Source organism: Chitinilyticum aquatile DSM 21506 (assembly GCF_000430805.1).
GTDB lineage: Bacteria > Pseudomonadota > Gammaproteobacteria > Burkholderiales > Chitinibacteraceae > Chitinilyticum > Chitinilyticum aquatile.
Map to the genome: position 1 here is coordinate 180,787 of NZ_KE387260.1, position 15,390 is coordinate 196,176.

The window sequence follows — 15,390 nt, forward strand, 5'->3', positions numbered from 1 at the left end:
TGCCAGCCCCCCCCCTCAGAAGCGGGTCTTCAGCATGACTTTACCGCTATAACCGGATGCATCATTTCCTGATACGCTGCTTTGATAATTCAGCGACACAGAAAAATCAGTGTCCCGGTTGATTTGCCCATCCACACCCACATCCAAACGGATGCGGGTTCCACTCAAATCTGAATGGAAGTTCACATCCCCCTGTGTCGGTGTGCTGAAATGGGTCGTCGGATCAGCCATGAATTCATGCACCAGACTGGGTTGCGCCCAAAGCATGAAGGAACGAGTGTCGAGGTTCTTTGCCAGACGCAGGCCCAATCTCCCCTGCAGGCTATCCGCATCCTCAAAGCCGATCTCGGCTAAAGAATCATTGCCGCTCTTCAAATTCAGATGCTGATAGGTCAGCTGGAATTGCGGCTCGAGTGAAAACCCATCCCCATACGAATAGGAACGGAACGCTTCCAGGGAACCACCCCAAGACCAGCCATCCGTTTTGAAATGCAGGTCATTCACCGAGTTGGACTTGATCTTGTTCCAGCCTGCCTGGATCGCACCATCAAGCGTCCATCCATTATTCCAGCTGCGGGTCCAATAGCCGCCAAGCGAATAGCCATCCAGATTCACCGACCCGGCACGGCCGCCATCTTGGTGATCTACCTGCCCATTGTTCTGCCCAAGGGCAAAGTAAACCCCGGCCAGATCGGAATAATCCCCGCTATTGTGCTGCGTAACATTTACACCGGCCTGAATCGCCGAGATATTGCTCTTGAAACGGGGCGATGCATCATCTGTACCGCCTGCCGCGCCATCATGTTCCGCATGAACACCGATCACGCGCCCCCATGCAAGGCGGCTGTCTGCATTCACGCCCTCTCGGCTGCCATTGAGGCGGTCCCGCAAGCTGTCAAGCAGGACGTTGCCATACTGCAGGCCAAGCGATGGCATCGCAGAATCAAGCGACGTTTCAGCACGGTATGACTGCCGGCCCGCCTTATTGAAAGAGGAGAGATACCAGTCCTGCCCGATCTGGTTCAGCGAGTATTCATAAGCGCCAGCCAATACCGGCCTTGCCAGGAAAAAAGCCCCCGGGTCGGTTACGGCACCATTCAGTGTTTTCACCACATTGATGCCATTACCCGTGGTTGCATCACCCAAACCACCAGCATTGCGGATGGCTAGTTGTGTTGCGCCACTCGCTCTTCCTCCATCAATGACCAGTTTGTCGCTCGCTGAACTGCTGTTTCCCAGCACGGCATTGAGAACAATCACAGCAGCACCGTCCCCCTGCAGGGATTTCATGGTCAATGTCTTGGGGATGAATGAAGCCGTTGTCGGCGCCTGAAAATCGACGACACCGGAAGAAAGCCTCAGCTGATCAACAGTCGAATCGTCTGTCATCGTCCAGCGTGAACCGGAATACATCACGTCCAGTGATACCGTATCGACTTTCCCGGTTAGCTGCGCCCCGCTATCCAGGCTTAGTCGGGAGCCCTGCTGGCCGGTTACCTTCCCCTTCAACGACGTATCTTTACCGATCAGCGACAACCAGCTGCCATCATTGATGATGGTTGGGCCGGTATAGGTCAGCAAACCACTTATCGTGAGCCCCCCTCCTCCGGCAAGTGTCAGGCTGCCAGTACCGGTAATATCAGCACCAAGCCCGCGACCATCGGCATAACTGAATATCAAATCACCATTGTTGATCAATTTCGGATTGGGGTATAAGGCATTCCCGTAAACATTCCCAGAAATAAGCGTTTTTCCCTCAAGCAGGATCGCGCCGCCTGAACGAAATGAAATACCTCCTTTGGTGCTGATGGTTGTATCAACGAGCTTGCCGTCGTATACATCCAGCAAGCCATCCACATCGGTATATCTGGCCACCGCTCCGTCCATCAGTAGCATGCGGCCACTTTCTGTCACATGCGTTTGCACTGCGGTTCCCCCTTCTGCGAGCCATATCTCGCCACCAACCGTGCTTCGGTTCGCCGTGCCGTTCACCCACACATATAACTTACCTTCCTTCAGGATGGTCGTGTCGTTGGCACTCCCTACACTCGCAACCAAAGATCCCTTTTCCACTAGCACACTATTTGCTGTATGCGTGCTTGCATCGATGGAAAATTTCCCCAAAGAATTGACACCGAAAACATTGCTATCAGTAGAAAAATAGATGATTGCGCCGGAACTTTGGATAACATCAAGGGCCGTACCTCCCTTAGTCATCGATAATGTGCCATTCTCCTCAATTGTTATTCCAACAACAGGGTCGCCTTTGTAAACCGTCATAGTTTCGCCAGCACGGATGACAGCCCTCAAAGCTTGCCCGCCTTTATAAGCAGGCAGAAATGTATTTGGATCAACCACGGTGTCAATTGCTTGCCCATCTGCACCAATATCGACACGAGCATCCCGAATCGTTATCCCCGATATTGTTGTTGAGGCACTCTGCTCGAGAGAGGAAACTGCGTTTGCCGACATGGGAAGTATCGCAACAAGCAAGGCCAATCCAGTGATGCCAGTTCTTGGCCCGCGGGCTGTTTTACCCCTGGTTCTGGTCAGTTCGGAAACCGCAACCCATCCCTGCTGCAGGTCGCTCCACACCAGCTTGAAACTGCGATTCAATGAATTTGTCATGCATCTGCCTCTTTGGCACTGGACTGTAATCTGATGCAGCCGATCACTTTGCAGACAGCCTTTCGCTGCGCCAGCCATCAGCGTGCAACCCGAGGATACTCATATGGCCATCAGATCACACACTTACGTTTGTTGCAATGATTTCAAACAAACAAGGAAAGAAATTAACCTATCATCTTCCCCGCTCTAGAGCGGATACCCGCGCAGCAATTCCACCACCCCTGAAGGTCTTCCGTTAATCCGTTCTTGCGTGCTGTAATCTGACGATGAAATCGGCACCAGCTGGAAACGCCATGTGAAGTTGACCGCAAAATCGGATACCAAGCATCGCCAGATATACTGGTATACGGAGGTGTCAATGCAGGCGCACGCAGTTAAACCCCAAAGCAGGACTTTCTGCGCTCCAGCGCAACAGCGCGGCTTTAGGCCGAGCTGCCAGCCCATGCCTATTACTTTCCTGCCGCCCTGCGGCACGCACTCCACTTGAATCAGGCGGGAAATCCGTGAATTGCATTGCGGCCACATTATCGGCAGCCCTGTTCGGCTGCAACCTTGCCCATGCCCGCGTCGATCCGGCCTATCTGGAAACGGCCGCAGCCACCGGTGGCGAGGTGATCGATGCACCACGCGCCGTCATGGCGGCCGGTGATGTGCCGCTGTCGCTGCAGCGCTACTTCGAGCACGTCGAGTTTGTCCGCCCGAGCAACAACCTCCTCACGCCGCATGTGATGGAAAAGCCGATCAGGCTGCTGCGCTCCGGCCCGCGCAAGCTGGAACTGCTGCTGCGTGACAAGAAGCAGTACATTCCCGCCGCCGTGCTGCTGCTGGATGCGCAAACGCAGGCCCCCGTCGCTGCCGCGCTGCCCTGCAAGGTCAGCGGCAAGAACGAGGTGTATTGCGAGGGAACGATCACGGTGCCGAAACACGCCTTCTACCTCGCCGTGCGCTACCCGACGCCATCGGGCGAGGTGCTGCGCATCCACGGTCGCAAATTCAAACCAGTCTGGTGATTTCATGCCCACCTTCAACCTCATCGGCCCCGGCCGGCTTGGCAAGACGCTGGCGCGCCTGCTGGTCGCCAGCGGCGATTACCAATTGCTCGGCATCGCCGGCGGAGCTTCGCCCGAGGCCGCGCGTGAATTCATCGGCGCGGGTGAAATCGGGACGCTGGCAACGCTGCCACCTGCCGATTTCTGGCTGATCGCTGTCCCCGACGGTGCCATTGCCGATGTGGCCAGGCAGCTGACGGCCGCCAGCGCGATTCGCCCCGGCGACGTGGTGTTCCACTGCAGCGGCGCGGGCGAGGCGGCGCTATTGGCACCGCTGCAGGCCAAAGGGGCCAAGATGGCCAGCCTGCACCCGGTGTTTTCCTTCGCCGATCCGGCGCTCGCCGCACAGACCTTTCCCGGCACGCGCTGCGCGCTGGAGGGCGATGCGCTGGCCTGCGAACGGCTGGAGGCGCTGGTACGATCAATTGGCGGCGAGCCCTTCTGCCTCGCGCCCGGCGGCAAGGCGGCGTATCACGCGGCGCTGTGCGTGGCGTCGAATTATCTGGTGACGCTTAGCCAGCTCGCCCTCGATACGGCAGCGCTGGCCGGAATGAATGAAGCAGAAGCACTGCCGCTGCTGCACGGACTGATGACGCAGACGCTGGCGAATATTGGCCGGCTGGGCCCGGCGGCGGCGCTTACCGGGCCGATTGTGCGCGGCGACGCCGGGACGGTACAGAGCCACCTTCATGCCCTTGCTTCGACTGAACAGCTGTCCACCTGCTATACCCGGCTGGGAATTGCAACCTTGCCACTAGCACGCCAGCACCTGACTGACCAGCTCTACAGGCAGATGGTCGACACGCTGACATCCCAATCCGCTACCTCAGCAGGAATAGTGCTTGTACCACCGCGGCCATGAAATCACCAAACCCATAATGATTGAAAGCCTAAGGAAAGTCCTGCTACAGTAATTCATCTGTTTCTCCCTCTCGGGACCACATCATGCGACTTGTGCTTCTTTTTCTCAGTACCGTATTGCTTGCACCTATTTCTACGGCATTTGCCACCAGCGAAACCGATGCACGCGCACTGATTGTCAATGAATTCCGCTTCTTGATGAGCAAGCGTGACTTTGCTGCCGTTGAGAAGTTTTACAGCCCTTTCCTGCTGCCAAATATCCGCACACCTAGCGGAATCTGGAAGCTATCGGTTGTAGAAGGAGACATGGGGAATCAGTTTTACAATCGCCAGGGCAGCACCTACTGGGCACAAAAGGAAGAATTCCTGACCGAATGGCGCATGGCTTTTCCCAAGTCAACGGCAGCAGCAATCTATGCAGCCGAGATGTATAACATTCAGGCATGGGATATCCGCGGCAGCGGAATGGCAAACACCGTCGCCGAAGCAAAGTGGCCAGCAGTGCATCAGATGGCAGGCAAGGCCCGCAAGGAACTGGAGCAACTTGGCGAAACGGGAAAACGCACACCGTGGTGGTACAGCAGGATGCTGGAAATTGCATTACTGGCCAATGATGGCGGTGTAGCTGAACGCAAGGCGATTGCACTGGAAGGCATAAAACGGCACCCTGGCTACTATCCGATTTACTTTGGCGCCATTTACGGCTTGACCCCGAAATGGGGAGGCAGTTATGAGGAAATCGACCGATTCATAGAAGGAGCGGTCAAGAACCCCGCCAACAAGGACGGCATCAGCCTTTATGCCCGTGCTTACTGGTATCTCGACCAAGCTCAGACCAAAGGAGAGCTGTTCAAGCTGAGCAAGGCTAGATGGCCATTGATGAAGCCGGCTTTCGACGATCTGCTGAAACGCTATTCGAGTGCTTGGAATATGTCGGCCTACGCCTATTTCGCCTGCCAGGCGGAAGATTACGCTGTGGCCGAGCAGTTACTGAACAGACTGGGCAATCAGTTGGATCTGAGTGCCTGGAGTGACCGCAGTGGTGCCGAAGGCGCCTACAACATTTGCAAGGCCAATATCGAACAGCAGGCCATGGATCCTGCCGAGCGGAAGCGACTGGATGAACAGGCCCAGCAGGATGCAAAAAGCGCAATCGAATCCATCAAGAAGCGCAGCCAGAACAAGGATCTGGACCTGTAAGCGAAAAAATCTCCGCATGAGGAATTTGCATGTTCAACGGCACAATGCCGCAGCTGATGGCGGCCTACAACCAGTGGCAGAACGCGAAGCTGTTCGACGCCTGTCTGCAGCTCGGTGACGACGAGCGCAAGGCCGATCGCGGCGCGTTTTTCCAGTCCATCCATCACACGCTCAATCACATCCTCTGGGCCGACCTGAACTGGATGGAGCGCTTTACCGGAATCAAACCCGAACTGCCGCCGCTGGGCGAGGACATTCACGCCGATTTCGCCGCACTGCACGCGGCGCGGCTGGAGCTGGACGCACGCATCGTCGCCTGGGCCGATGGCCTGAGCAGCGAGTGGCTGAATGAGCCGGTGACCTGGAGCAGCGTGCTCTACAAATTCACCCAGACCATCCCGCGCTGGGTACAGGTGCAGCACTTCTTCAATCACCAGACGCACCACCGCGCCCAGGTGGGCACGCTACTGATGCAGGCCGGCATCGACATCGGCATCACCGATCTGCCGATGCTGCCGCTGCTCATGCCAGACTGATTGCTCAGGCTGGCCGCACCTGAAGGCTGACTGCCGGCACGGGCAAGGCCGCGCGGCGGAGCAGACTGGCCGCGGCTTGCGAGCCCGTACCGGCGAGCTTGAACACACTCACCGATTCGGCCAGTGATTCAGCCTGCTGGCGCAGCGATTCCGCGGCGGCGGCGGCTTCTTCCACCAGCGCGGCATTCTGCTGCGTGGCTTCGTCCATCTGCGTGACCGCCTGATTGACCTGGCCGATACCCGCGCTCTGCTCGTTCGATGCGGCGGCAATTTCACCAATCAGCAACTTGACCTTGTCGATACTGGCCTCGACGCGCTGCATGGTGGTACCGGCCAGGCGCACGCGCTCGCTGCCCCGGGCCACTTCATTGCCCGATGCGCTGATCAGGTCCTTGATTTCCTTGGCGGCCACGGCCGAGCGTTGTGCGAGGCTGCGCACCTCGGCGGCGACCACGGCAAAGCCGCGTCCCTGCTCGCCGGCACGCGCCGCCTCGACGGCCGCATTGAGCGCCAGGATATTGGTCTGGAAGGCGATGCCGTCGATCACGGCAATGATGTCGGACATGCGTTTTGATGCCTGCTCGATGGCCTGCATGGTCTGCACCACCTCGCCCACTTCCGCCGCCCCTTCGCCGGCGATGCGGGCCGATTCCTGCGCCTCGCGACTCGCCAGGCGCGCGTTCTCGGCATTCTGCTTCACCGTGCCGGTGAGCTCCTCGCTGCTGGCGGCGGTTTCTTCGAGATTGGCAGCCTGGGCTTCAGTGCGCTGCGACAGGTCGGCATTGCCCTGCGCAATTTCGCCGGAGGCCTGGCGGATCACTGCCACGGCCTCCTGGATGCCACCCACCAGCCCGCGCAGATTCTCGACCGTGCTGTTCACCGCTTCGCCGGTTTCGCCGAAGAGGCCGGGATAATTACGCTCGATGCGCTGCGTGAGGTCACCATCGGCCAGCGCCTGCACGACACGCATCACGTCGCGCAGGCCGGTATCGGTCATGCTGGAGAGTTCATTGAGTTGGCTGGCGAGCCGCAAGGTGAAGCCCTGCCGGCCTTCGACAGTCAGGCGCTGACCGAAATCGCCCTGCCGTGCCGCTGCGCTGACTACCCGCTCGACATCGGCGATGATGGCCGTCAGTGCAGCAACGGTGGCGTTCACGCCGTCCGCGGTGCAGCCGAACAGTCCGGGATAGCTGGCGGTGATGGTCTGGCCGAGATCGCCGCGTGCCAGCGCTTCGGATACGCGCAGTACATCGTTGAAACCGACATCGCAGGTGTCAATCAGGCGGTTCAGATTGTCCAGCATGCTGCGGAACATGTACTGGTAGTGCTCCGCATCGCAGCGTTCGGCGAAATTGCCGCTGGCACCGGCTTCGGCCAGACGCTGGATGTCGCTGCTGATGGCCAGCAGTGCGCGTTTGACTTCGGCAATGCTGGCGGTAATCTGCGCCTTCTCGCCCGGCAGCTGCGGCATGTCGGCGCTGAAATCGCCCTGCGCGTAGCGGGCAATCACTCCGATGGCGGTCTGCGTGGTCTGCAGGTGATCTTCCACCAGCGCGTTCACCTGCCCGGCCATCACGCCAAACGTACCCGGATAGTGTGCGGCATCCATGCGCGAGCTGACCTGTCCGACGGCATGTGCGGCGGCCATGTCCTGCTGGGCAGCGACAAAGCCGTTGATCGACTGCTGCATCTGCTGCATGGCCTCCAGCAGCAGACCGGTTTCGTCACGCCGGCGTACGGTGATGATATTGTCCAGCCGTCCGCCGGCAATATTGCGGGCCACTGCTACCGCATCACCCAGCGGAACGGAAATCGCGCGGATCAGCAGCCAGCCCGAGCCGATGGCCAGCAGCAGGCCGGCACCGATCAGCAGCAGCGACAGCTGGCGCACCTGCTCGAAAGCCTGCTGCGAGGCCAGGTATTCGGCCTTGGCCACAGCCAGCTGCAGATTCATCAGCTCGCCGATCTTGCCGCCAATGGGATCGATCACGGCGTACAGGGGGCCATCGAATTCGCCCAGCTGACCAGCCACATTGCCGGGATGCGCCTCAAGAAACTGCCGCAGGCCGGCCACACCGGCATTGGCCGCCGTATAGAGGCGTTCGGCCTCGCTGGCCAGCCTGGCTTCCTCGGGGGTCAGCGTGGTTGACATGTAAGCGCGCCATTCGCGCTCGATCGCGGCACTGGCTTCGTTCACCTGCCGCAGCGTCGTACCGGAATCCTGCAGGCCGGCATTGGCCTTGTTGACCGCATCGATGACGGCAACGGCGTAGGCATCCGAAATCAGCTTGAGCTGCTGCAGTGGCACCACACGGTCTTCATAAACGGTCTTGAGGGAGGCATTGCTGCCCGCCAGGCTGTTAACACCCATGAAGCCGATGCCCAGTAACAGAACAGCCATCAAGGCAATGGTTGCCACAAGACGCATCCGGATGGTGAGCAGCATGCTGAACCCCTCGCAATTTTAACATCACAGTTACACAAAGCTGTCTGAAATAGGCAGCATTACCATGATTAGCACAGCAGGGGGCAATATCAACACCACTTGTCATTTCCGCCATGTCGGCGGCATTGAGTGACTGCGGGCAGATCAATATACCAATGCACGGATATCTGCACAGCCCAATACAGACAATGACCAGGGCCACATACCCACAGAAAACAGGAATCAGCGCGCCGGCATGGCTGCTTGCCAGTAGCCGGCCGACCACTGCGCGAGCGCCTCCCAGTCGGTGTAGTCACGCACGGTTGCACGCGTCACGGGTGAACCGGTCAGGCGCATGATGAGTTGCAGGATGAGCTGCTGCCAGCGCGGATAGGCCGGCATGGCCAGCGCTCCGGCCACGGCGATGCAGCGGGCGGGCTGCCAATCCAGCGTGACCAGCAGCTTGCGCAGGTAGGGATTGCCGCTGGGCGTGTCCTTGCCCGGCTTGCGCGCGACGAGATTCACACCGACCAGTGCTACATCGAGTGTGGCCAGCTGCGCGCGATACTGGCGCACGAAGGCAGTCAGCGCGGGCGGGAAATGGCCGTAGCGCACGCTGGCGACAATCAGGATGCGTTCGTAGGCAACCAGTGGCAACGACGGCTGCGGCACGCCGGCCAGTAGATCATGCCATTCGCACTCGGGCGGGACGGGCGACTGTGCAAGGATGAAATCGGCGATGCGCCGGGTGTGGCCGTGGCGTGTGGCCAGCAGCACCAGTACCCTGCTCATCCGGTTTGACCTAGCGCCATTGCCGCAGGTGGCGCCAGACAGCCACCCAGGCGCCCGACCAGGTCAGCAACGTCGTGGCGCCGCAGACCGCCAGCAGCACGCGCCAGTCCGGCAGCTGCAGCGCGAACTGCTGGCCGTAGGCCTGCGCCAGTTCGCTCACCGCCGGGTTAAGACGGGCCAGCAACAAGGCAACCACGCCACAGGCCAGCAGGCCACCCAGTACGCCCTGGACAGCTGCAAAGTGGATAAAGGGGCGGCGGATGAAGGCATCGGTCGCGCCGATCAGGCGGGCAACCTCGATTTCCTCGCGCCGGGTGAGGATCTGCATGCGGATGGCGTTGCCGGTAATCAGCGCCAGCGCCAGCGCCAGCAGGCCGGCCAGCACCTCGAACACGCTGCGTCCGAGCGCCACCAGGCGCTCCAGCCGCTGTGCCCAGGCCGAATCGACCTGCACTTCCTCGACCAGCGGGTGTCTGGCCAGCTCGGCGTGCAGCGCCTCGACCGGTGCCGCGTCAGTGCCGTGCAGCGTCAGCACGAAGGCATCGGGCAGCGGGTTTTCGCCCAAGCCGGCCAGCAGGTCGGTCGTGCCGGTGGCGCCTTCGAGCTGGCGCAAAGCTTCGTCGCGCGGCACGAAGCGCACCTTCGCCATTCCCTTGCGCGCGGCCAGCTCCTGCTCCAGCGCCTTGGTGGCTGCCACATCGTGGCCATTTTTCAGGAACACCGAAATTTGCGGCTCGACCGGCAGGCGGTTGCTCACGCTGGCAAGGCTGGCCAGCACCAGCCACAGCAAGAGCGGCAGCGCAGCAGCAATCGCAATCACCAGCAGATTGAGCAGGCTGGACAGCGGATGACGCAGCAAGCCAAGCAGGGTGTGACGCAAAGCCAGGGTATGCAAACGGAACCAATGTTTCATAAGGGCTGCAACTCGATAGGGTTTGGCGTATATCAGGCGGTAAATTGCCCGTGCTTCAGCCGCAGGATGCGGCGGCCATAATCGGCCATCAGGCTTTCGTCGTGCGCGGAAATCACGATGGTCACGCCGACCTGATGAAAGGATTTGAAGAGTTCCAGAATGTCGTTGGCGTAATCGCGATCCAGATTGGCGGTCGGCTCGTCGGCCAGCAGGATTGCCGGGCGATGCACGACGGCGCGGGCGATGCACAGGCGCTGCTGCTCGCCGCCCGACAGCGCCACCGGATTGAGCTTTTCCTTTCCGGCCAGCCCCACCTTGTCCAGCGCGGCCTGCACGCGGCGCTTCGCCTCGCGGCCGTCAAAGCCGATGATGTCGAGCGGCAGCGCGACGTTGTCATACACGCTGCGGTCGAACAGGATCTTGTGGTCCTGGAAAATCAGGCCGATATGCCGGCGCACATAGGGCAGCGACGAGCGGCTCAGCCGCGCCAGATTCTGCTTGTTCACCAGCACCGTGCCGCTCGTGGGCTGCTCGATGCCGGCGATCAGCTTGAGCAGCGTCGACTTGCCGGCACCGGAGTGGCCGGCCAGAAATACCAGCTCGCCGCTGGCGATTTCAAAACTGAGGTTCTTCACGGCGGTAAAGCCGCCGGCATAGTCCTTGGTGACCTGCTGGAACTGGATGGTGCTCACAGAAAGCCTTCCTTGTCGGGGCGTGCGATCCATTTCGCCCGCAGTAATTGGTAAAACAGCGCGTCGACCTGCCGGCCGCCGTGCTCGACATTGCGAAAACCGGTGAGCTCGAAGCCCGCCTTGCCGAGCACACGGCCGCTGGCCGGGTTGTCGAGCAGGTGGTGCGCGGTAAGCTGCCACAGCTCGTAGCGCTGGAAGGCAAAATCGACGGTCGCCTTCAGGGCTTCCGTCGCATAGCCCTGCCCCCACTGGTCTTTGGCAATCCAGTAGCCGGCATCGGCTTCCATTTCGCCCAGCACCAGCCCGGTACAGCCGATCAACTGGCGGTCACTCTTGCGGCAAACGGCAAACACGCGCTCGGGGCAATAGGGCTGACGCAATTCACTGATCAGCGCCAGCACATCGTCCGGCGTGATCAGGCTGTGGCGGGTTCGTGCTGCGATTTCCGGCACGTTGGCTAGCAGGGACAGTGGCGCGGCGTCGGCTTCAAGCAGTGGGCGCAGGATCAGGCGGGAGGCAAGCAAGGTGGGCTGGGACAACTGCAAATCCTCCGTACCTGAATAGTCTGGTCTTCACGCCGCGCGGCGATTCTGCCGCGCACGGTCAATCAATCATCAATCAAACAGCGCGTCGATGTAGTCACGCGCGACAAAGGGGCGCAGATCGTCGATGCCTTCGCCCACACCGATGAACCGTAACGGCACCGGGCGCTGTTTGGCAATGGCAGCAATTACACCGCCCTTCGCCGTGCCGTCGAGCTTGGTGAGCACAAGGCCGGTCAGCTCCAGTGCGTCATCGAAGGATTTCACCTGGCTCACGGCGTTTTGCCCCGTGTTGGCATCGAGCACCAGCAGGATTTCATGCGGCCCGGTCGGCTCGGCCTTCTGCACCACGCGCTTGACCTTCTTGATTTCGTCCATCAGGTGCAGCTGCGTCGGCAGCCGCCCGGCGGTGTCGACGATGATCACGTCGATACCGCGCGCCTTGGCCGCGTTCACGGCATCGAAGGCGACAGCAGCCGAGTCGCCGGACTCCTGCGCAATCACCTGCACGCCGTTGCGCTCGCCCCACACCACCAGTTGCTCGCGCGCAGCGGCACGGAAGGTATCGCCCGCCGCCAGCAGCACGCTCTTGCCCTGGCCCTGGAAATACTTGGCCAGCTTGCCGATGCTTGTGGTCTTTCCGGCACCGTTTACGCCGGCAACCATCAGAATGAAAGGCTTGTGACCTGATACATCAAGGGGTATTTCCAGCGGCGCGATGAGGTCATCCAATGCGTCTTTCAGCGTACCCTTCAGCTCCTGCGCGTCCTTCAGGCCCTTGAGCGACACGCGCTCGCGCACGTCATCGAGCAGGAAGGTAGTGGCCTCGACGCCCATGTCGGCGGTCAGCAGGACGCTTTCCAGCTCTTCGTAGAGGTCTTCGTCGATCTTGCCACCGCCAAAGACGCTCGCCAGGCTCTTGCCCAGCTTGTCGCGCGTCTTGGCAAGGCCGGCCTTCAGGCGCTCGGCCCAGGACAACTTCGGCTTTTCCTGCGGCTGCGGCGCAGGAACAAAGGTGTCGGCCACGCTTGCGGCCGCCGGCACAGTGGGGACGTCAGCGACAGGGGCTGCCGGCTCGGCCGCAGCCACAGGCGCTGCATCAGCAGGAGTTTCGGGAGCCGTCGCGGGCTGGTGTTCTTGCGGCGTATCGGCCGTTTTTTTGCGGAAAAAACTGAACATGGCTTGTTCGGGACGTCCTTGGATAGGAAAATGTCTGATTTGGCGCGATTTTACCGCGAGGCAGGCATGTCAGCACAGCTTAAAAATCAGGTACGGATCATTGGCGGACAGTGGAAGCGGCGGATGCTGAAATTTCCCAGCCAGAGCGGCCTGCGCCCGACGCCCGACCGCGTGCGCGAAACGCTATTCAACTGGCTGGGGCAAGACTGCAGCGGCGTCCACTGCCTTGACCTCTTTGCCGGCTCCGGCGCGCTGGGGCTGGAAGCCGCCTCGCGCGGCGCCGCTCGCGTGGTGATGGTGGAAATGGCGCGCGAGGCCGTCGCCGCGTTGCGCGAACACAAGACACTGCTGCAAGCCAACAATGTCGAGATCATCGCCGGTGACGCGCAGCGCTACGTTGCCAGCTGCCGCGAGCAGTTCGACCTGATCTTTCTCGACCCGCCCTATGCGGCCAATCTGCTGCCCGAGTTGCTGCCTGCCATTGTGCCGCTCTTGAAAGACGGCGGGCTGGTGTATGCCGAATGCCCGCAATGGCCCGATCTGGCAGGCTGGGAAACACTGCGCGAAGGCCGTGCCGGCCAGGTGCAGCACGCGCTGCTGCGCCGCACCGGTACCGATTCCGGAAAATAAGTCATGTTCAGAGCCATCCTGCTTGCCGCCATCGTGTTTGCAATCAATATCGGCCTGCTGAGCTTCGGCATGGCCTGGTTTGCTTCCCTCATGCGCCGGCATGCAGACACCGGCGCAGACGGAAGCCCCTCTTTCGCTTACTTTGTCGGCGTGCTGTATGCCGTGATGCTGGCCCTGCTGGCCGCATCATTGCTGCAGGCCGGCGTCTGGGCGGTGGTGTTCTGGCTCTATGAGGACTTCGCCACCTTCGAGAGCGCGTTCTACTATTCGGTTGTCAATTTTGCCACGCTCGGCTACGGCGACATGGTGCTCAAGGGCGAACTGCGTCTGCTCGGGCCGCTCGAAGCCATCAACGGCAGCCTGATGCTGGGCCTGTTTGCATCGATCCTGTTCGCCGTCTTTTCCCGCATGACCATGATCAAGCCGCAGCAAGACCAGCAGTTGTAAGCAGAGGCAGAACATGGGACAATACGAGCAAATGGCTAATCGCTTGTTTTTATTATCTTTTATCAAGAATACAGAGGACATATATCCATGGCACTGATGATTACCGACGAATGCATCAATTGTGATGTTTGCGAGCCGGAGTGCCCGAATAACGCCATTTCGCAAGGCGAAGAGATCTATGTGATCGACCCCAACCTCTGTACGGAATGCGTCGGCCACTACGACGAACCGCAATGCCAGCAAGTCTGTCCGGTGGACTGTATCCCGCACGACCCGGCGCACGAAGAAAACAAGGACGAGCTGATGGCCAAATACCTGATCATCTCCGGTCAGGCCTGATCGCCGATCAGCAGATTCCCGGCCGGCGCATGCCGGCCTTTTTCATGCTCAGGCCCTGGCAATGAACCTTTTCCATGAATTGCGGCAGACGCTCGACATTGCCTCCGCGCAGGTGCTCAGCAACCAGCAGGAAGCCCGCCAGCTGGCCGAGCGCGGCCTGCTGCTCGCGCAGCGCCTTGCCGATCCGGCGAGCGAAATCGAAGCCAGACTGATCCTGGCCCGCATCCAGCGCGCACACGCCACCAGCGAACACAGCATTCCCGCCGCCGAAGCACTGATGGCACTGGCTGAAGAGCGGCAGCTACCCGATATCTGGCTGGAAGCGCTGTTCATCGCCGGCGATGCGGCCTTCAGCGAAGGCATGTACGCGCAATCCTGCGTGCGCTATCTGCTCGCACTCGAGCGCGGCCTGCGGGACGACTGGCCACAGGCGATTGCAGTCGCCCACATCGGCCTAGCCAAGATCGCTTTCGCCTACGGCGATGAACCACAGGCCGGGCGCAATCTTGATCTGGCACTGGAACAGGCTCCGCGCCTCACCAACGGCAATACACTGGTGTGCCTGTACCTGAATCTGGCGGCCAATGCGATCCGCCAGCAACGGCTCGCACTGGGCAGCGCCTGGCTGAGCGAAGTGCAGGCGCAGCTGCTGAAACTGACCGACTGCGAATTCGAGCCCGAGCTGTACTACTACCAGGGCATCATCGCCCAGCGTGAAGGGCGGGCCATGGAAGCCAGCGCGCACTTCCGCCGCAGCCTGACGCTGAGCACCGGCATCAACAATCCCTGGGGGCGGGCCGTCAACCTGATGGGGCTGGGCGAAACGGCGCTGGCCCACGGCGACCTGTTCGTCGCCGAATACTATCTGCAGCAGGCGCTCGACCTCGCCCTCGACATGCGTTCACGCCATCTGGTGGTCGAGGCGCACCGCATGCTCGCCGAAGCACTGCACAAGAAAGGCGATGTCCGCCGCGAATTCCGGCACTGGCAGCAGCATTTCGCCATGCGCAAGACCATGCAGGACGAAAACCGCAACAATCCGGTCAGCCGTACCTACTACACGGAAATGCTGGCACGCCAGGCTGGCCTGCTGCTGCGCTACAGCAAAAGCAAGATCAGGGTATAAGCACAAAGCCTTTATCTCATAATGGCTTCAG

General features: G+C 60.4%; 15 protein-coding genes. 8 read left to right on the plus strand and 7 right to left on the minus strand.

The features are described from left to right. Window positions 1-15 precede the first annotated feature (15 nt). Entirely contained in the window at window positions 16-2,628 is a 2,613-nt protein-coding gene (locus H559_RS0116325) for an autotransporter outer membrane beta-barrel domain-containing protein (protein ID WP_162143347.1), read from the minus strand. A 503-nt stretch (window positions 2,629-3,131) separates the two neighbouring features. On the opposite strand from H559_RS0116325, the gene H559_RS0116335 reads away from it, so the two are divergent. From H559_RS0116335 to H559_RS0116350, 4 genes are all read left to right on the plus strand, one after another. Then, a complete protein-coding gene (locus H559_RS0116335) occupies window positions 3,132-3,638 on the plus strand; it encodes a hypothetical protein (protein WP_028453554.1) in 507 nt (168 codons plus the stop codon). Window positions 3,639-3,642: 4 nt separating this feature from the next. After that, entirely contained in the window at window positions 3,643-4,539 is an 897-nt protein-coding gene (locus H559_RS20875) for a Rossmann-like and DUF2520 domain-containing protein (protein WP_051279674.1), read from the plus strand. A gap of 83 nt (window positions 4,540-4,622) precedes the next feature. Then, complete coding sequence (locus H559_RS0116345; RefSeq protein WP_034641831.1) at window positions 4,623-5,738, plus strand: DUF4034 domain-containing protein; 1,116 nt, start codon at window positions 4,623-4,625, stop codon at window positions 5,736-5,738. A gap of 29 nt (window positions 5,739-5,767) precedes the next feature. Further along, on the plus strand, window positions 5,768-6,274 hold the full coding sequence (locus H559_RS0116350) for a DinB family protein (protein WP_028453556.1): 507 nt from the start codon (window positions 5,768-5,770) through the stop codon (window positions 6,272-6,274). Window positions 6,275-6,278: 4 nt separating this feature from the next. On the opposite strand, the gene H559_RS23360 is transcribed toward H559_RS0116350, so the two are convergent. The 6 genes from H559_RS23360 to ftsY form a co-directional block, all read right to left on the minus strand. Beyond that, entirely contained in the window at window positions 6,279-8,720 is a 2,442-nt protein-coding gene (locus H559_RS23360; protein WP_051279676.1) for a methyl-accepting chemotaxis protein, read from the minus strand. 222 nt (window positions 8,721-8,942) lie between these two features. Next, entirely contained in the window at window positions 8,943-9,491 is a 549-nt protein-coding gene (gene hemG, locus H559_RS20885) for a menaquinone-dependent protoporphyrinogen IX dehydrogenase (protein WP_051279678.1), read from the minus strand. Between the two features lie 10 nt (window positions 9,492-9,501). Continuing rightward, window positions 9,502-10,404: a permease-like cell division protein FtsX gene (gene ftsX / locus H559_RS0116365; protein WP_028453557.1), complete on the minus strand. Its 903-nt coding sequence runs from the start codon at window positions 10,402-10,404 to the stop codon at window positions 9,502-9,504. Between the two features lie 32 nt (window positions 10,405-10,436). Next, entirely contained in the window at window positions 10,437-11,096 is a 660-nt protein-coding gene (gene ftsE / locus H559_RS0116370) for a cell division ATP-binding protein FtsE (RefSeq protein WP_028453558.1), read from the minus strand. Next, complete coding sequence (locus tag H559_RS20890; RefSeq protein ID WP_051279682.1) at window positions 11,093-11,635, minus strand: GNAT family N-acetyltransferase; 543 nt, start codon at window positions 11,633-11,635, stop codon at window positions 11,093-11,095. The genes ftsE and H559_RS20890 overlap by 4 nt, the downstream gene beginning before the upstream one ends. 75 nt (window positions 11,636-11,710) lie before the next feature. Further along, entirely contained in the window at window positions 11,711-12,817 is a 1,107-nt protein-coding gene (gene ftsY / locus H559_RS0116380) for a signal recognition particle-docking protein FtsY (RefSeq protein WP_028453559.1), read from the minus strand. 66 nt (window positions 12,818-12,883) lie between these two features. On the opposite strand from ftsY, the gene rsmD reads away from it, so the two are divergent. From rsmD to H559_RS0116400, 4 genes are all read left to right on the plus strand, one after another. After that, window positions 12,884-13,447 carry a 16S rRNA (guanine(966)-N(2))-methyltransferase RsmD gene (gene rsmD / locus H559_RS0116385; RefSeq protein WP_028453560.1) on the plus strand — a complete coding sequence of 188 codons (564 nt, stop codon included), beginning with the start codon at window positions 12,884-12,886 and terminating at the stop codon, window positions 13,445-13,447. Between the two features lie 3 nt (window positions 13,448-13,450). Next, on the plus strand, window positions 13,451-13,894 hold the full coding sequence (locus H559_RS20895; protein WP_051279684.1) for an ion channel: 444 nt from the start codon (window positions 13,451-13,453) through the stop codon (window positions 13,892-13,894). Between the two features lie 87 nt (window positions 13,895-13,981). Further along, a complete protein-coding gene (locus tag H559_RS0116395) occupies window positions 13,982-14,233 on the plus strand; it encodes a YfhL family 4Fe-4S dicluster ferredoxin (protein WP_028453561.1) in 252 nt (83 codons plus the stop codon). Between the two features lie 61 nt (window positions 14,234-14,294). Continuing rightward, complete coding sequence (locus H559_RS0116400; protein WP_028453562.1) at window positions 14,295-15,359, plus strand: tetratricopeptide repeat protein; 1,065 nt, start codon at window positions 14,295-14,297, stop codon at window positions 15,357-15,359. Window positions 15,360-15,390: the final 31 nt, after the last annotated feature.